The 18,453-nt window shown below is 29.9% G+C and carries 16 protein-coding genes and 1 pseudogene; 12 read left to right on the forward strand and 5 right to left on the reverse strand.

Annotated features, from left to right (window positions below):
* Nucleotides 1–2: 2 nt before the first annotated feature.
* The gene (locus FBF02_RS03185) at nucleotides 3–581 is read right to left on the reverse strand and encodes an adenylate kinase (RefSeq protein WP_002858481.1); all 579 of its coding nucleotides are present in this window, start codon (nucleotides 579–581) and stop codon (nucleotides 3–5) included.
* A complete protein-coding gene (aspS, locus tag FBF02_RS03190; protein ID WP_002858612.1) occupies nucleotides 578–2,329 on the reverse strand; it encodes an aspartate--tRNA ligase in 1,752 nt (583 codons plus the stop codon). The genes FBF02_RS03185 and aspS overlap by 4 nt, the downstream gene beginning before the upstream one ends.
* Before the next feature lie 90 nt (nucleotides 2,330–2,419).
* Here aspS and FBF02_RS03195 point away from each other — a divergent pair, with 90 nt between their 5' ends.
* From FBF02_RS03195 to mrdA, 12 genes are all read left to right on the forward strand, one after another.
* Complete coding sequence (locus FBF02_RS03195; RefSeq protein WP_002858573.1) at nucleotides 2,420–3,280, forward strand: NAD(+) kinase; 861 nt, start codon at nucleotides 2,420–2,422, stop codon at nucleotides 3,278–3,280.
* Nucleotides 3,280–4,803, forward strand: a complete 1,524-nt coding sequence (locus FBF02_RS03200) for an AAA family ATPase (RefSeq protein ID WP_002858575.1) — start codon at nucleotides 3,280–3,282, stop codon at nucleotides 4,801–4,803. Before FBF02_RS03195 ends, FBF02_RS03200 begins: the two co-directional genes overlap by 1 nt.
* A gap of 105 nt (nucleotides 4,804–4,908) precedes the next feature.
* Nucleotides 4,909–6,153 (forward strand): bile resistance response regulator CbrR, encoded by a 1,245-nt coding sequence (cbrR, locus tag FBF02_RS03205; protein WP_002858608.1) that lies wholly within the window; start codon nucleotides 4,909–4,911, stop codon nucleotides 6,151–6,153.
* A complete protein-coding gene (locus tag FBF02_RS03210; RefSeq protein WP_002858473.1) occupies nucleotides 6,144–6,959 on the forward strand; it encodes a TatD family hydrolase in 816 nt (271 codons plus the stop codon). The genes cbrR and FBF02_RS03210 overlap by 10 nt, the downstream gene beginning before the upstream one ends.
* Nucleotides 6,959–8,077 carry a lytic transglycosylase domain-containing protein gene (locus FBF02_RS03215; protein ID WP_002852087.1) on the forward strand — a complete coding sequence of 373 codons (1,119 nt, stop codon included), beginning with the start codon at nucleotides 6,959–6,961 and terminating at the stop codon, nucleotides 8,075–8,077. The genes FBF02_RS03210 and FBF02_RS03215 overlap by 1 nt, the downstream gene beginning before the upstream one ends.
* Nucleotides 8,037–8,864, forward strand: coding sequence for a septal ring lytic transglycosylase RlpA family protein (locus FBF02_RS03220; protein WP_002852227.1), 828 nt, complete (start codon nucleotides 8,037–8,039; stop codon nucleotides 8,862–8,864). The genes FBF02_RS03215 and FBF02_RS03220 overlap by 41 nt, the downstream gene beginning before the upstream one ends.
* 5 nt (nucleotides 8,865–8,869) lie before the next feature.
* Nucleotides 8,870–9,358, forward strand: coding sequence for an HAD-IIIA family hydrolase (locus FBF02_RS03225; RefSeq protein WP_002858506.1), 489 nt, complete (start codon nucleotides 8,870–8,872; stop codon nucleotides 9,356–9,358).
* Entirely contained in the window at nucleotides 9,349–9,864 is a 516-nt protein-coding gene (locus tag FBF02_RS03230) for a membrane protein (protein ID WP_002855039.1), read from the forward strand. Before FBF02_RS03225 ends, FBF02_RS03230 begins: the two co-directional genes overlap by 10 nt.
* Nucleotides 9,846–10,307, forward strand: coding sequence for an LptA/OstA family protein (locus tag FBF02_RS03235; protein WP_002852252.1), 462 nt, complete (start codon nucleotides 9,846–9,848; stop codon nucleotides 10,305–10,307). Before FBF02_RS03230 ends, FBF02_RS03235 begins: the two co-directional genes overlap by 19 nt.
* Nucleotides 10,304–10,900, forward strand: a complete 597-nt coding sequence (gene yihA, locus FBF02_RS03240) for a ribosome biogenesis GTP-binding protein YihA/YsxC (protein ID WP_002852258.1) — start codon at nucleotides 10,304–10,306, stop codon at nucleotides 10,898–10,900. Before FBF02_RS03235 ends, yihA begins: the two co-directional genes overlap by 4 nt.
* On the forward strand, nucleotides 10,897–11,391 hold the full coding sequence (locus FBF02_RS03245; RefSeq protein ID WP_002852364.1) for a membrane protein: 495 nt from the start codon (nucleotides 10,897–10,899) through the stop codon (nucleotides 11,389–11,391). The genes yihA and FBF02_RS03245 overlap by 4 nt, the downstream gene beginning before the upstream one ends.
* Nucleotides 11,392–13,197, forward strand: a complete 1,806-nt coding sequence (gene mrdA, locus FBF02_RS03250; protein WP_002852196.1) for a penicillin-binding protein 2 — start codon at nucleotides 11,392–11,394, stop codon at nucleotides 13,195–13,197.
* 120 nt (nucleotides 13,198–13,317) lie between these two features.
* Here the strand turns inward: mrdA and FBF02_RS03255 are convergent, their stop codons facing one another.
* The 3 genes and pseudogenes from FBF02_RS03255 to FBF02_RS09200 form a co-directional block, all read right to left on the reverse strand.
* On the reverse strand, nucleotides 13,318–15,108 hold the full coding sequence (locus FBF02_RS03255) for an aminopeptidase P family protein (protein ID WP_002852238.1): 1,791 nt from the start codon (nucleotides 15,106–15,108) through the stop codon (nucleotides 13,318–13,320).
* A 15-nt stretch (nucleotides 15,109–15,123) separates the two neighbouring features.
* Complete coding sequence (locus FBF02_RS03260; protein ID WP_002852058.1) at nucleotides 15,124–16,677, reverse strand: peptide MFS transporter; 1,554 nt, start codon at nucleotides 16,675–16,677, stop codon at nucleotides 15,124–15,126.
* A gap of 171 nt (nucleotides 16,678–16,848) precedes the next feature.
* A pseudogene (locus FBF02_RS09200) lies at nucleotides 16,849–18,369 on the reverse strand (peptide MFS transporter).
* Nucleotides 18,370–18,453 lie beyond the last annotated feature (84 nt).

Genomic DNA, 18,453 nt, shown 5'->3' on the forward strand with positions numbered 1-18,453 from the left:
CCTTATATACTTTGAATTTTTTTAATCAGTTCTTTCATGTCTGCAACGATAGGTTCGATAGTGCGTTCCCCATCGATAATAAAATGAAGTTTTTTCTTTTGATAAAAATCTAAAATTTCATTTAAAGGTTCTGTATAAACTTTCATTCTATTATAAAACACTTCTTCATTATCATCTGCACCACGATTTCTGCCTAAAACTCTTTCTTTGGCAACTTCTTCGCTTACTCTTACTTCTATGACACCTTTAAGACAAATTTCATTTTGCTCACTTAAAACCTTGTCAAATTCCATCATTTGTTCTACGCTTCTTGGATAGCCATCGATGATGATAGTTTTAGTTGGAGCAGCTTTTAGAGCATAAACTATAGTATTTATAACAACATCTAAAGGAACAAGATTGCCTTTGGAGATAAAACTATCTATAGTTTTTCCAAGCTCACTCCCGCTTGCTACTTCAGCTCTTAAAAGATCCCCTGTTGAATAGTGTGTGATATTTGTCGCATCTGCTTGTGCGATTAAACTAGCATCGGTAGTTTTTCCACTACCTGGTGCACCTATGATTAAAAACAATTCTTTCATTTTATATTCTCCCTTAATTTGATTCCTAATTCTCTCATTGCTTCATTGCTAGCAGGCGATGGCGCATCTGTCATTAAGCATTGCGCTCTTTGGGTTTTTGGAAAGGCTATAACCTCTCTTATGCTGTTTGCTCCTGTAACTAGCATGATGAGTCTATCAAGTCCTATAGCGATGCCTCCATGTGGTGGAGCGCCAAAACTTAAAGCATCAAGCAAGAAACCAAATTTTTCTTTTTGTTGTTCTTCATCGATATTTAAAAGTTTAAATACTTTTTGTTGAATATCATTTTTATGGATTCTTATACTACCTCCACCTAGCTCAACGCCATTTAACACTACATCATAAGCAATAGATGAAATTTCTTCTAAATCAGTCTCATCAATATTTTTTGGCATGGTAAAAGGATGGTGCATCGCAGAATAACTTCCGTCATCATTTTGCTCAAACATAGGAAAATCAACAACCCATAAGAATTCCAAGGCATTTGGATCTATAAGTTTTAACTCGTTGGCTAAGAAAATTCTAAATCTTCCCATATAATCAAGCACGGTTTTTTTAGCTCCTGCACCGAAAAATACCACATCTCCTACTTCAAGCTCACAGCGTTTGCTTAGCTCATTTAAATCTTCTTCGCTAAAGAATTTACAAAGTGGACCTTTAAGCCCATCTTTTTTAACTTGTATGAAAGCTAAGCCTTGGGCGCCAAATTTACGCACAAATTCTTCAAATCTTTGCATTTGTCTTTTTGAAAAAATAGTATCGCCTTTTGGAACGCGTATGGCTTTGATGCGATTTTTCTTTGTATCTTTGGCAATATTTGCAAAAATTTCATTATTTGACTTAGCAAAAATATCAATCACATCAATAAATTTAAGATCAAATCTTAAATCCGGCTTATCAGAGCCATAATTTTCCATAGCGTCTTTGTATTGCATTTGTCTAAAAGGGGTTTGAATTTCTTTGCCGCAAGCTTTGAAAATATCTTTTAAAAAAGTTTCAGCTACCTTGATCACATCTTTTTGTTCGCAAAAGCTCATTTCAACATCAATTTGTGTGAATTCAGGTTGGCGATCAGCTCTTAAATCTTCATCTCTAAAACATTTTGCAATTTGAAAATAACGATCAAAACCGCTACACATTAAAAGTTGTTTGAAAAGCTGAGGGCTTTGTGGAAGAGCATAAAATTCACCCTGATGCACACGAGAAGGCACGAGATAATCTCTTGCGCCTTCGGGAGTAGCTTTGGTAAGAATAGGGGTTTCAACTTCTAAAAATCCCATATTTGCCAAAGAATTTCTAGCTGCTATACAAGCTTTAGAACGCAAGGCAAAATTTTCATAAAGTTTAGGATTTCTTAAATCTAAAAAGCGATATTTTAAGCGTAATTCTTCATTTACACTTTCATCAGCGATAGCAAAAGGAGGTACGGCACTTTCATTTTCTATGGTAAGTTTAGAAACAACTACTTCGATTTCTCCTGTTTTTAACTTAGGATTTACAAGTCCTTCGCCACGCGGACGAATAGTACCTTCTGTAATAAGTACAAATTCATTTCTTGCATTGGAAGCGATTTCATGAGCTTCTTTACTATCATTTGGATCGCAAACAAGTTGGATAATACCGCTTCTATCTCTTAAATCTATAAAAATAACTCCACCATGATCGCGGTAGCTATTTACCCAACCGCAAAGTTTAACGCTTTGACCAACATGGGAAATTCCCAAGTCTGTATTATAATGACTTCGCAAATTTATTCCTTGAAAAAGATTTTTTAAGATAATGAGCAAAATTATAGTATTTTTATTCTTTTGCTTTGCTAAGATTTGATATAATTTTTTATGCAAAATAAAATAGATTATAAAAATATTAAAAAAATTGGACTTGTTACGCGACCCAATGTGAGTTTAGATAAGGAAATTTTAAAACTTCAATCGATTTTATCTATATATAAAGTTGAACTTGTATTGCTTAAAGAAAGTTCTGAAATTTTAGATTTGCCAAAGTATGGATTGGATGATTTGTTTAAAATATCCGATTTTGTTATTTCTTTAGGTGGAGATGGAACTTTGATTTCTTTATGCCGTAAAGCTTGTGAATATGATAAAGCAGTTTTAGGAATTCATGCTGGACATTTAGGTTTTTTAACAGATTTTAAAGTTGATGAAGCTGAAAATTTTTTTCAAGCTTTTTTTCAAGGAGAATTTAGAATAGAAAAGCCTTATTTGTTAAGTATTTTTTTAGAAGATAGGCAAGGAAAAATTTTAGAAAAATTGGCTTTTAATGATGTGGTTATCAGTAAAAACAATCAAGCTTCTATGGCTCATATAGAAGTTTTTAGAAAAGAAAAGAAATTTAATGAATATTTTGGAGATGGGCTTATTGTTGCAACTCCTGCGGGTTCAACAGCTTATAATTTAAGTGCAAATGGACCCATAGTTTATACTTTAGCTCAAGCTTTTATCTTAACTCCTGTTTGTTCTCATTCTTTAACACAACGCCCTATTGTCTTGCCAAAAGGTTTTGAAATAGAGATTATGGCAAAGGATTGCATGCTTTGCATTGATGGGCAAGAAAATTATAAAATGAATGATTTTAAAAGTATAAAAGTGGGTTTAAGTGATAAAAATGTGGCTTTAATTCATCCAAAAAATAGGGATTATTTTCAAATTTTAAAAGAAAAATTACACTGGGGAAATTGATGATAAATAGAATTTTTATGAAAGAAAATCTTGGTTTTAAAAAGGCTGAGCTTGAAATTTCTAAAGGGCTTACCGTTTTTACAGGCCTAAGTGGAGCTGGAAAATCGGTCTTGTTTAAAGGAATTTTATCCGCATTTTCTTTGAGTGAAAGTGAGGCTAAAATTGTCGAAATAGAAGTAGATGATAAGTTGGATTTAGAAAGTTTTGGTATAGAAAGTGAAGAGGAGAATGTTTTTAAGCTCTTAAAAGAAAAAAACACAAAATATTTTATTAACAATCAAAGCATAGCGAAAAAAAGTTTGCAAAATTTAAGTAAAACTTTTATTAAGTATTTAAGCGCAAAGGAAAATAACGAATTTGGAAATGAAAAATTTTTAAATCTCTTAGATGCCTTAGAAATGCAAGAAAATACAAATTTTATTTCCTTTTTAGAAGATTTTAAAAAAGATTTTAATGCTTATAGTCAAATTTCTAATGAGCTTAATGCAATTTTAGAAGAAGAAAAAAAAGTAGAAGAATTAAAAGAACTAGCTAGAGCACAAATTGAAAAAATTTCAAGCATTAATCCTAAAATAGGTGAGTATGAAGAGCTTTTAATACTTAAAAAAAAGCTTTCTAAAAAAGATAAATTAGAAGAAGCTTGGAGTAAGGCAGAGCGTATTTTTGAGCTTGAAAAAGTTGTTATTGAAGCTTTAAATTTAAGCGAAGTTGATGCGAGTTTTTTTAGTGAATGTTTAAATGAATTGCGTGTGATTTGCGAAAATCAAAAAATGGAAGATTTGGATTTTGATGTGGAGGCGCTTTTAGATCGCATTGAAAATTTATCCTATCTTATCAAGCGTTATGAAAGCATAGAAAATGCTTTAGAAGTTTTAAAACAAAAAAAATATGAGCTAGAGCATTATGAAAATTTAAGTTTTGAAAAAAAAGAACTTGAAAAAAAATTTCAAGAATTAAAACAAAAATTAGAAGAAAAAGCACAAATTTTAACTCAAACAAGAAAGAAAAACCTTAAAAAATTAGAAAAATGTTTAAATAATTATCTTAAAGATCTTTATATGAAAGATGCAAGTTTGACGCTTAAAGAAAATGAAAAAATTTCAATTTTAGGCAAAGATGAGATAATGCTAGATATTAATTTAGCTCATTTAAAAAATTTAAGTTCGGGTGAATTAAATCGCTTAAGACTTGCTTTTATAGCCACAGAATGTAATATTTTAAATGCAGGCAAAGGGATATTATTTTTAGATGAAATTGATGCAAATTTAAGTGGAAAAGAGGCTATGAGTATAGCTAAGGTTTTAGAGGAACTTTCTAAGTTTTATCAAATTTTTGCTATTTCTCATTTGCCTCAACTTTCCTCTAAGGCACATAATCATTTTTTAGTTGAAAAAAATGGTGAAGAAAGTAAGGTAAAAAAGCTTGATCAAGAAGAAAGAATTAAAGAACTTGCTAGGATGGTAAGTGGAGAGCTTGTTAGTGATGAAGCGATCGAATTTGCTAAGACCTTATTTAAGAATTAAGCGGATTTTTTATTTTGCTATGTTAAAATATATAACTATAAAAATTTCCTTTCTTTTGAAACAAATATAATAAAAAATTTTAGATATAAAGGTATTTTACACACTATGAATAAGAAAATTTTAATTATTGATGACAATAAAATGCTCGGCAAACTTTTGGCTAAAAAAATTCAAATGACTTTAGATTATGAGGTAGATATTGCTTTTGGTTTTGCTGAAGCTAAGGAGTTAATGAATAATGATTATTTTTTAGCTTTTGTGGATTTATGCTTGCCAGATGCCCCAAATGGTGAAGTTGTGGATTATGTTATAGAAAAGAAAATTCCTGCTATTGTTCTTACGGCTAGTGGTGATAAGGCTACTAAAGAAAAATTTATGGATAAAGATATATTAGATTATATTTTTAAAGAAAGTGAAACTTGCATTGATGAGATTATTAGTTCTATTGTAAAACTTAATCAATATGCAAAAACTAAAGTGATTGTAGCTATGAGCAAGCTACCTGAACGTAATGAAATTAAAAAAATACTTACTCAAAGACAATTTAATGTTTTAGCTGCGGCTCATGGTGAAGAAGCAATGAGTTATTTAAATGATAATAATGATGTTAAGCTTATTATAGCAGATGTCAATATGCCAGTAATTAGCGGTTTTGAGCTTTTGACTCAAGTAAGAGAACGTTTTAGTGATGATGAATTAGGTGTGATTCTTTTGGGGGATCATAATGATTCATTTGAAGCGAATTCTTTTAAAAATGGAGTTAATGAGTATTTGTTTAAGCCTTTAAGCAAGGAAAGTTTTAATTGTCGCTTAGATCGTTGTTTATCTTACATGGATGATAAAAAATTTTTAAGCACTTATAATGTTTTAGATCCTGTATCTGGGGTTAAAAATTATAATGCTTTAATTGATGGAATAGATGATTATTTTAACGAAATAGCAACAAAAGACGAGGAATTTGCTTTTGCTTTTTTAGATATAGATAATCTTCAAATGATTAACGATGAATACGGCCGTGAAGTTGGTGATGAAGTAATTAAAATCTGCGCCAATGAAATAGTCAATGAAACTAAAGGAAGAGATCTTGTAGGTAGATATAGTGCAGAAAAAATTTGTATTTTGCTTAAAAATATATCCCAAGAAAGAGCGATTAAAATCTTTTCTCGTATACGAGTAAATATAAAAAAGGCTGGTGTTTTAGTTAATTTAGATGAAGTCTTTTTTACAGCTTCTATAGGCGTGGTTTTTGGAAAAAGTGGAGATAAGATTGATTCTTTGGCTGATAAAGCAAGTAAAATATTGTCTCAAGCAAAAGATAATGGCAAGGATAGAGTTGAAGTATGTTCTTAAATCTTGATTTTCAAGATGGTTTAAGGATTGTTGATACGCATTGCCATCTAGACAGTGAAGCATTTAAAGATGATTTAGATGAAACTTTAAATCGTGCTTTTAAAAATGGTATAGAGAAAATCATCATACCTGGTGCTGATATAAAAGACTTGCCTTATGCAGCTACAATTGCTCATAAATATAAAAATATTTTTTTTGCAGCAGGGGTGCATCCTTATGAAATTGATAATTATGATGAGAAAATTTTAAGACAGTATTTATGCGATGAAAAGTGTGTAGCTGTAGGTGAATGTGGGCTTGATTATTTCCGTTTTAAAAGTGATCTTGCTGAAGAAATTCAAAAAGAAAAAGAAAATCAAAAAAAGATTTTTATTGCACAGCTTGAGCTTGCTATTGAATTTAAAAAACCTGTTATCATTCACTCAAGAGAAGCAAATCATGATACTTATGAGATTTTACATGGGTATTCTAAGGATCTTGTAGGAGGAGTTTTACACTGCTTTAATGCAAGCGAACATTTGCTAACTCTTTTTGAAGAGGGATTTTATTTTGGTATTGGGGGAGTTTTAACTTTTAAAAATGCTAAGAAATTAGTTGAGATTTTGCCTAAAATTCCAAAAGATAAACTACTACTTGAAACTGATGCTCCATATCTTACTCCAGAGCCTTATCGTGGTAAAAGAAATGAACCTTTGTTAACTCAATTTGTAGTAAACAAAATGTGTGAAGTATTGAATTTATCAAGAAAAGAGCTTCTAGAAATTTGTTTTAACAATTCTGAAAAATTATTTTTTAAAGGTTATTAATGAAAAAAATTTTATTGTGTTTTTTAATATGCTTTAATTTTCTTTTTGCGCAAATTAATACTCCTGAATTTTATGAAAGACAAATGAATGTTTTAAGAAATTTAGATATTAATCCAAGTTTTATTAGTGATTTGATTTTTGTGCAAACTCAACAAGATATAAAATCAAAACATGCTCAAACTTTAATAGATAGTATGCAAAATTTTTCAAAAGTTACTCCTATGATAAGAAAAATTTTAGCCCAGCAGGAAGTTCCTGATGAGATTTTGTATCTAGCTATGGTTGAATCAGGCTTGAAAACTCATAGTGTTTCTAATGCCAAGGCTGTAGGGGTTTGGCAATTTATGCAACCAACAGCTAGAAATTTGGGTTTAAGAATCGATGCTTATGTTGATGAAAGGCGTGATCCGGTCAAGTCAACTTATGCCGCTACAAATTATTTAAAAGAGTTAAAAGAAGAATTTGGCAAATGGTATTTAGCACTTTTAGCTTATAATTGCGGAAATGGCAAGCTAAGACAAGCTATCAAGCAAGCAGGAAGTGATGATTTAAGTGTTTTATTGAACCCTGATAAGAAATATCTTTCTTTAGAAACTAGAAATTTTATAAGAAAGATTTTAACGCTTGCTTTTTTAGCTAATGATAGGGATTTTTTACTAGATAAAGATGCGTCTTTAATGAATTATGCTTTAAGCAATGAATTTGCAAAAGTTGATGTGCCTTCTTCTGCATCTTTAAAAGAAATAGCTAAAAATTTAAATATGGATCTTGCAACTTTTAAGAAATATAATCCACAATTTAAACATAATTTTACGCCTCCTGGTAAAGGGTATTATATGTATATACCACTTAATAAAGTAGCATTTTTTGATAAAAATTTTAAAGCAGAAAAACTTGCGAAGGTTGATACAACTATACCTATGACAAGAACTTATACCGTTAAGTCTGGTGACTCTTTATATAAAATAGCAAAAAATTATAATATAAGTGTTGATGAAATTCGAGAATTCAATAAAATAGCAAAAAATCATCTTAGCATTAATCAAAAATTAATTATACCAATCAAGGAGAATAAAAATGCAAATAAAAACAATTACACTAAAGTTGTCAGCCGTTAGTCTAGGGGCTTTATTTTTTAGTGGTTGTTTAGGCACTAGTTTTTTTTCTAGCTTGGATAATGCTCAAGTGTATTATCCTTCAAATGATTTTAAAAGCAGTCCTAGTTCTTCAGGGACTAAAGGAACAATGAAGCCTTATACTATCAACGGTAAAACTTATTATCCTACTGTTGTAGCAGTAGGCGAAACTGCTGATGGTATTGCGAGTTGGTATGGGCCAGGCTTTCACGGCAAGAAAACCTCTAATGGCGAAACCTATAATCAAAATGCTTTAACCGCGGCTCATAAAACTTTACCTATGAATACCATCTTAAAAGTAACCAATCTAAATAACAATCGTCAAGTTACCGTTCGTGTGAATGATAGAGGTCCTTTTGTAAATAATCGTATTATAGATTTATCAAAAGGAGCTGCTAGTCAAATTGATATGATTGCTTCAGGAACAGCTCCAGTAAGGCTTGAGGTTATAGGGTTTGGATCAAGTAATTCGGGTAATAATATTGTACATTCTAATGTAAACTATGGAAATAGTGGAGAGATTGCAAATAATGGACAAATTTATGAAGGTGGAAATTTCATGGTTCAAATTGGAGCCTTTAAAAACCCAGCTGGAGCACAAACGATAGCAGCAAGATATAAAACTTATAGAACTTATAGCTCTACTATACGCACAAGCTCAGTGGATGGGTTAAATCGCGTTTTCTTAACAGGCTTTAGAAGTGAAGATGAAGCAAGGGATTTTGCTGCAAGTGGTGCATTTGCAGGTGCATTTGTTGTAAGAGAGTAGAAATTATGACAGAATTGATTTTTTTGGATGTAGATGGCTGTTTAACTGATGGGAAGATTATTTATACTTCTAATGGAGAATTTATTAAAGAATTTAATGTAAAAGATGGAGCGGCTATCGAGGCTTGGCTAAAGCTTGGTAAAAAAATTGCTATTATTACAGGTAGAAATTGTCCTTGTGTTGAAAAAAGAGCTAAAGATTTAAAAATAAAAATTTTATATCAAGGTATCAAGGATAAGTTAGCTTGTGCAAAAGAAATTTTACAAAAACTTAATTTAGATTTTTCTCAGTGTGCGGCTATTGGAGATTATTTTAACGATAAGGCTTTGCTTGAAAGTGTAGGACTTAGTTTTAAGCCAAAAGATGGTCATAAAGATTTAAATGTAGACATAGTGCTTAGCAAAAAAGGTGGTAAGGCTGCTGTAGCACAGATGATAGAAATTTTAGTAGAAAAAAATCATCTAGAAGAAGAATGGAATAAGCTTTGGCTATAAAAATTTTTGGAATTTTAATTGCTCTTTTTACAATTACTTTTACGATTTTAAGTTTGCAAGATCCGTATTCTTTGAATTTGCAAACTAATGCTTTAAATTTTAAAAATATTGAGGCTAAAAATTTGAAAGCTTATGAGAGTAATACTAGTATAATTAAGGCATATTATAAGGCAAATTCTTGGGTGAGATATGCAGATAGAGATGAATTTAATGATTTTATTACTTTAAATTTAGATTTTAATCTTAGCGCGAATCGTTTAGAGTTTTTCAATAAAGATATGAGCAAGGTTTTGTTTGAAGGAAATGTTACTTATATAGGTTCTAATAATGTCAAAATTATTTCTCAAGAGGTAGAATACCAACCTAAGGATAAAATTTTACACACAAATACTAATTTTAAAGCTCTGATCAATGGAAGTATTATTAACGGAAATACTTTAAACTATGATGTAAAAAACAAAATTTTAAATATCCAAGGAGTAAACGCGTGGTTGCAAGACAAATAATTTTATTGTTAGTTTGTGTAAGTGTAACTTGGGCAACTCAAATTGAAGTAAAAGCTTTAAATTTTTACTCAGATGAAAATAAGGGTGAAAGTATTCTTAGTGGAAATGTAGAAGTAATTAGAGGTGATGATATTTTAAATTCTGAAAAATTGATTATTTATACGGATAAAAATCGCAAACCTATTCGTTATGAAGCAATGCAAAATGCTAGGTTTAAGATTGTTTTAAAAGGTAAAACTTATAAAGGTAGTGGAGATAAATTTATTTATAATGTTATTAAAGATACTTACGAGATTAATGGTCATGCTTATATAAATGAGCTTGGAAGCAATCAAAAACTTTTTGGTGATAAAATAATAGTCGATAGAAAAGCTAATATTTATCGAGTGGAGAGTAAGGATCAAAAACCTGCTCGTTTTGTGTTTGATCTTAAAGACAAATGATAATTAGTGCTAAATTTATCACTTCTTTAGTGAAATTTGATGAGAATTTGAGCTCAAATTTTAGTGAAGTAGCATTTTTGGGGCGTTCTAATGTCGGAAAAAGTTCTTTAATCAATTCTTTGTGTAAACAAAAAAATTTAGCCAAAAGTTCGGCAACTCCTGGAAAAACTCAGCTTATAAATTTTTTCGAAGTAATTTGCAGAAGAAATGAAGAAAAATTTAATATCAATTTTATCGATTTGCCAGGGTTTGGTTATGCAAAGGTTTCTAAAAATTTAAAAGAAATATGGAATCAAAACTTAGATGAATTTTTAAAATTAAGAACCTCGATAAAGTTATTTATACATTTAATCGACTCAAGACATACTCATTTAGAGATCGATGTAAATTTAAATGACTATTTGAAAAGATTTTTACGACCTGATCAAAAAATTTTAAAAGTTTTTACCAAATGCGATAAATTAAATCAAAGTGAAAAAGCTAAGTTAAAAAATGAATTTAAAGACTCTATTTTAGTTTCAAATTTGAATAAATTTGGCCTTGATTCTTTAGAAGATATTATTATCAATCAAACTTTAGGTCTTGATAAATGAGAAGAAATTTAAGTGCTTATAAAGCAAAATTTAATGGAGCTTATGTCTTTTTAGGATTTTTTTTTCTAATTTATCAGATTCTTGGTTCGACTTTTGTATATACCCCGTTACTTTATGGGATTTTTTTCTGTTATATGTTTTGCTTACTAGAAGAGAGAGAAAGAACTTTTTCAAAGCTTGATTTTAGATGGTATTTTTCTTTATTTTTTTTATTTTTTACTGATATAACTTATAATTTTTTTATTTTTTCATCTTGGTTGGCATTTTTTATTTTTTATTATCTTTGTGCAGATTGGATTAAGACAAATTTAAAAATTGGTAAATTTATCCCTGTTGTTTTTGTGCTTTGTGCTTACGGCATTATTTTGTTTTTGGATATGATATTGTCTTATATTGGAGATGAAAAAATTAAAATTTTAGGATGGGCGTATATTGTTTCAGTTTTTATAGAATGTTGTTTAGCTTATGTGTTTTTTAAAGGTAAAATTTAAATGAGAATGCGTTTAGTTGTTGGATTTATACTATTGTTTTTTATATTTTTATTAAGTCGTGTGTATTATTTGAGTATAAAATCAAATGTATATTATGAAGAGCTTGCTAAACAAAATGCCATAAAAACTGAATTTTTACCACCTGTTAGGGGTCAAATTACAGATAGAAATGGAACTTTATTGGCTATTAATGATTTGGGTTTTAGTATTTCTATTAAACCTTATTTAAGTATTAAAAAGTCAAATAAAGGAATTTTGGATAAAGAATTATCTGAACTTACAAATTTATTTCCCGATTTAAATGCTAGTAAATTAGCAGAAATTTATAAGAGAAATGATTCTTACTATAATCAAGATTTTATTAAAGTAGTAGATTTTATACCCTATGATGAGATTATTTCGCATTATTCAGAGTTAAATCTTAATAAAACAATAAAAATAGATCCTGTTGTAAAAAGAAAATATCCTTTTGGAAAATTGGCTTCGCATATTATTGGGTATGTAGGTAAGGCAAATTTGCAAGATGTTCAAGAAAATGAAATAGCAAAACTTTCTAACTATACGGGAAAAAGCGGTATAGAACGCTATTATAATGATATTTTACAAGGAGAAAAAGGAACTAGGGTTTATAAGGTTAATGCCTTAAATCAAGAAGTAGAACAGCTTTCTTACACTCCTGCTATGTCTAATGATATAGAACTTACGATAGATATAGAGCTTCAGTCTTATTTAACTTCATTGTTTGAAGGGAATGCTGGAGCTGCTATAATTATGAATGTAAATGATGGATCTATTTTAGCTGCAGGGAGTTTCCCTGAATATGATCTTAATCCTTTTGTAACAGGGATTTCTTTTAAGGATTGGGATGAGCTTTCAAATAGTCTTGATCATCCTTTTACAAATAAACTTATAAATGGATATTATCCTCCAGGTTCTGTTGTAAAAATGGGAGTAGGGCTTTCTTTTTTAAATTCTAAAAATATTAGCCCGTCGACTCATTATGTTTGCAATGGAAGCATTGAGCTTGGAGGCAGGTTTTTTAGATGTTGGAATCGATCAGGCCATGGACCTGTGGATTTAAAACATGCGATAAAATATAGTTGTGATGTTTATTTTTATAATGGCAGTTTGCAAGTTGGAATCGATCAAATAAGTGAAACTTTATCTCGCATTGGCTTTGGAGTGAAAACAGGGGTAGATTTACCTAGTGAATTTGTAGGAACTTTACCAAGCAAAGAATGGAAGATGCAAAGATATAGACAATCTTGGTTTCAAGGTGATACTTTAAATACAGCTATAGGTCAAGGTAATTTTCTTGCAACACCTATGCAAATTGCTAGATATACGGCTCAAATCGCAAAAAGTGGAGAGGTTATACCTCATTTTTTAAAAAGCATAGAAAATAATAATACAACTATAGAAAATCAAATGGATGAAAATAAAAAAGAAATTTTTACTTTATTTGAAAAGAGTCAATTGCCTTATATAAGAGATGCAATGTATGCTGTTGCTAATGAGCAAGGAGGAACCTCTTATCGTTATTTGCATAATCTTGATGTGAAAGTTGCAGCAAAAACAGGAACTGCTCAGGTTGTGGGATTTTCACAAACAGATAAAAATAGGGTTGATGAAAAACAATTTGAGTATTATACTAGATCTCATGCGTGGCTTACTTCTTATGCTCCTTATTCTAAGCCAAAATATGTAGTTACCGTTCTTTTGGAACATGGTGGGAGAAATATTACTTCAGGGGCAACTGTAGCTAAAATTTATCAAAAAATGATTGAACTTGGATATTTTAAATAATTTTTAGTTGTAAATTGAGTTTTTCAAAAAAAACTTTTTTAGCAATTGGTTTAAAAATCTTGTATTAAACAAATTATAAGTTTAATACAAGGAAAATTTATCTATGTTAACAAAAGTATCTTAAAAGATGGCTTTTGTTCTTTTTTCAAGCCAAACTAGAGCTTTTGGATAATCACCTAGCTTAGGAGAAAGTTTTTCAAATACTTCTTTGTGATAATTGTTTAACCATTCTTTTTCTTTTTCATCTAACATTTTTGTATCAATACAAGATATTTCAAAAGGACAAAGAGTAACAGGTTTAAAGTATAAAAACTCTCCAAAATCTTTATTTTTAGGATTTTCTACTTTGGTATGAATAACTAAATTTTCAAGTCTTATACCCCATTTACCTACTTTATAAATACCTGGCTCTATGGAGGTTAGCATACCTTCTTTGGCTTTTGTTTTTTCAAGCACAGGGGATAGATAAGATAAAACTTGTGGACCTTCATGGACATTTAAAAAATATCCCACGCCATGTCCTGTGCCGTGTATATAGTCAATTTGTTCTTTCCATAAAGGTGCGCGTGTGATTGCATCAAGTAAGGGCATAGTTATATCTTTTGGAAAAATTGCACTGGAAATGGCAATATGTGCTTTTAAAACCAAGGTATAGTCATGAATTTGTTCTGCATTAGCCTTTCCTATTGGTACAACGCGTGTAATATCTGTTGTGCCGTTTTTATATTGTCCACCAGAATCAATAAGTAAAAGCCCATCTTTTTTAAGATAAGCAAAACTCTCTTTTGTGGCTTTATAATGTGGATATGCTGCATTTTCGTTAAAGCCTGCTATAGTGGCAAAACTATCACTTATGTAGTACTTGCTTTGTGCTCTAAATTCGCTTGCTTTAACATCTATGTCTAATTCGCTTATTAGTTCTTTATTTTTTATCGCTTCTTCAAGCCAGGCAAAAAATTTACATAAAGCCACTCCATCTTCTATCATAGCATCTTGTATATGCGCTATTTCTTTTGTATTTTTAGCTGCTTTTAAGTGAGTGCTTGGATTAATTTCTTGAATGATTTTTACGCTTTTATCTAAAGAATTTATGAGTAAAGCGGTCATTTTTGAAGGTTCAATAAGCAAATTTGTATTTGCAAGTTCTTCAAGCTCCATGATGATTTTATCATAATTTTTAAGCCAAAACCCATCTAAATTTAATTTTTTTTCAAGTTCTGAATTTACTTTTTTCTGATCAACAAAAAGCAAGGCTTTGTCTTCCAAGATTAGCAAATGACTTAAAAATACAGGATTATAATTTACATCATTCCCTCTTAAATTTGTAAGCCAAGCTATATCATCAAGGCTGGAGATTAAATGAGAGGTAACATTTAAATTTTTCATTTTTTGACGCACTAATGCTAATTTTTCTTTTCTTGAGTAAGAGCAGTATTCTAGTTCGTGTTCATAAATTTTTTCTTGTGGTAAAGTGGGACGATCTTTCCAAAGTGGACTTATCAAATCTATATGTTTTAAATTTGCCTTGCAATTAATCTTTAAATCTTTTTGCAAAGATAAAGGTAAAAGTGCAAAATCGATGCCTAAAATTTGATCTTCGCTTAAATTTTTTTCCAACCATTTGGTAAAAGTATTTTTAGCATCTTGCTTTTGTAAAAGTATGCCACTACCTTCTAATTCCTTTTGTGCTTGAAGCCAATATCTTCCATCTACCCACAAAAAGCCCTCTTCTTGTGTGATAAGAACTGTTCCAACAGAACCCTTAAAGCCACTGATAAAGACTCTGTTTTTGTAATATTCTGGTAAATATTCGCTCAAATGCGGATCCGCGCTTAAGATGAGATAGGCGTCAATATTATTTTCTTTCATTAATCTTCTAAGTTCTAATACTCTTTGTTTGTAAATACTCATATTTTCTCCTTAATATTAATTTTTTAGTATTTTATTGATAGGTTTTTTGAGTATAAGTAAAATTATAACAGCACCAAGTAATATCCACATACATTGGTAAAATAAATTTGGCAAATAAGCTATATTTTCTTCACTTGCTTTACCACCTATGAATCCAGCTAAAGCATTGCCTAATGCACTTGCTACAAACCAAAGTCCCATGACTTGAGATTTAATTAAATTAGGTGCAATTTTTGTCATTATAGAAAGTCCCACAGGGGAAAGGCAAAGCTCTCCTAAAACCATAAGCAAAAAGCTACTGACAAGACACCAAGGTGAAACTAAAATAATTTGTGATGAATTTTCTAAATTTTCTCTTAATGTATTAGCATCGCCATTTAAACTAATTGCATGATTTGAAGCTAAAGCCATTATTAAAAATGCCAAAGCTGCACCCAAAAGTCCTAATGCAAATTTAATAATAGATGAAATTTCTTTATTATTTTTGGCACATATAGTCCATATAAAAGCACTAAAAGGTGCAAAAAGTATAACAAATAAACCTCCAAGAGATTGAAACCATATTGTAGGAATTTCATAATTTAATATGGTTTTATCTGTTAATTTTTCTGCAAAAAAATTAAAAGAAGTGTATTGTTGCTCATATACTGACCAAAATAACGCAGCCGCTAAAAATAAAACAATAAAAATAATTAAATTTCTTTTTTCTTCTATTTTTAAAGAAGTAAAAGCGAAAAGATATAAAAAATAAATTCCAGCACAAGCTAAGATAGTTAGAATAATATTTTTATTAATAACTTGTGCATCTAATTTTATAAAACCACCAAGGATTAAAAATATTGCTCCAAGCAAAACAATACCTGATACAATGATGATGTAAAATGCGTTTTTGCTTTTTTTGCTTGGTCTATCCCAAGTAGAGTCTATGCCAACTTTTTCATCAAATTCTTTTAAATCAGGCATAGTTTTTAGGTAGAAAATAATTACCGCTAAAAGCATACCAATCCCACCTGCACCAAAACCAAAATGCCATCCGTATTCTTTTTGTAAAAAGCCGCAAATTAAAGGAGCTACAAAAGCACCAAAATTAAAGCACATATAAAAAAGAGTAAAACCAGAGTCACGCCTTGCATCATTTTTTTTATAAAGCATTCCAACCATTACAGAAGCACAAGTTTTAAAAAGTCCTGTACCTATAACCAAAAAAACCATACCAACAAAAATCATTTTATTGTTAAAATAAGAAAAGGCTATGCACAAATGTCCAAATGCTATAGTTAAAGCACCTAGTAAAATTGCTCTTTTTTGTCCTAAGTAATTGTCCGCAAGCCATCCACCTGGCAAAGCAGCAAGATATAAACAACTTGCAAAAATTCCCATAATTGCACTTGCTTCTTCAGGTTTTAAGTTCATTCCACTTTTTTCAAAACTTGCTATCATAAAAAGGTAAAGCAAGGGACGAATTCCGTAAAAAGAAAATCTTTCCCAAAGCTCAGTAAGTGAAAGAGATAAAAGTGGTTTTGGATGTCCAAAAAATGAAGTATCTAAATTTTTTACATTTTTACTCAATTTATATCCTTTGTGTATTTTTATTTATAAATTATAGACAAGAAATTAAAAAATATGTATAACTTTGTAATATTTTTAAATGATTTATATCATAATGTTACTTTTTTGCAAATATAAAAAAAAGAAATATTAAGATCAATTTTCAACTTTGGTGTATTTTGTATTTTAAGTTTAGTTAGATAATTGCTTATTTTTTTTGTTAAGATGGTTTTTTAGCAATAAAAAGCAAAAGTGCTACAACAAAAAGCATCCACATGCATTGTCCAAAAATATTAGGAAGTTGATCGATGTTTTTAATATTGACATTTCCTCCTATAAGTCCTGCAACAAAATTTCCAAGCGCACTTGCTACAAACCAAAGTCCCATGATTTGATTTTTGATTAAATCAGGGGCAACCTTAGCCATTATAGAGAGTCCAATAGGAGACACGCATAATTCCCCAAGTGTTAAAAAGAATATACTTATGATAATCCAAGCCATGGATATTGGCAAACCATTGTTGTTTATTAGATTTTGTGAAGCAAAGGTCATCATCATAAAACCAATACCGGCAAATAATATTCCTAAAGTAAATTTTCCAATGGAAGAAAAATATATATTTTTTTTCTCTAAAAATATCCAAATATAACTTGCTATAGGAGCAAGTATGATGATAAAAATTGGATTAAAAGATTGAAACCAGTTTGTTAGAATTTTCCAATCAAAAATATTTCTATTTGTAAAATCTTGCGCAAAAAGATTATAAGCAGTAGGTTTTTGTTCAAAAGCACTCCAAAAAAAAGTGGCTGCAAAGAATAAAACAATTAAAATTGTTAATTGCTGTTTTTCTCTTTTATTTAAAGCTTTAAAAACAAAAAGATATATGAAATAAATTACCAAACATAGTAAAATTACAATTAGAAGTTTTTTTGATAGTATTATATGGGATTAATATTTACAAGATTAATAAACATTAGAAAAAATCCAATAATACTTAACAAGCTTATACTTAGTATAAGAGTTAAATTTTTTACTTTTTTAAATGGTTATTCCCAGTTTTGCTTTAAGGTTCAATTTTTATGAAATTCTTCAAGCTCAAGGGCAGCTTTAAAATATAAAATAAGCAAAGAGATTAGCATACCTAAACCTCCTATGACAAATCCTAAATGATAATTCCATTTTGCTTGAACAAAACCACATATAAGAGGAGCAATGAATGCTCCAATGTTAATTCCTATATAAAAAATCGTATAGCCAGTATCGCATCTTGTATCATTTTGTTTATACAACATTCCAACTGTTACAGAAGCGTTAGTTTTAAAAAATCCAGTACCAATAACGATAAAAGTAAGCCCTAGGAAAAACATAGGTGTGCTTAAAATAGATAAGGCTATGCTAATATGTCCTAAAGCTATAATAAAAGAACCTAAAAATAAAGCCTTTTTTTGCCCTAAATAATTATCAGTAATCCAGCCTCCAGGAAGTGCTGCTAAATACAAGCATCCTGCAAAAATGCCATAAATTGCCGAGGCGTATTCAGTGCTTATTCCAAGTCTACCTTTGCTTATGGTTGTTGCCATGAAAAGCACAAGTAAAGATCGTATGCCATAAAAAGCAAATCTTTCCCAAAGTTCTACCATTGATAAAGAGAATAAGGGCTTGCGATGACCTAGGAAATTTGTATCGAGTTTTTGTATTTCTTGTTTAGTCACTTCCCAATACCTTTCTTTTTTTTATGCTTAAAATATTTTAACTAATAGTAATAGAAAAATAATTAAATTACAATATTTTTAAAT

The organism is Campylobacter sp. CFSAN093226 (assembly GCF_012897595.1).
Classification (GTDB): Bacteria; Campylobacterota; Campylobacteria; order Campylobacterales; family Campylobacteraceae; genus Campylobacter_D; species Campylobacter_D jejuni.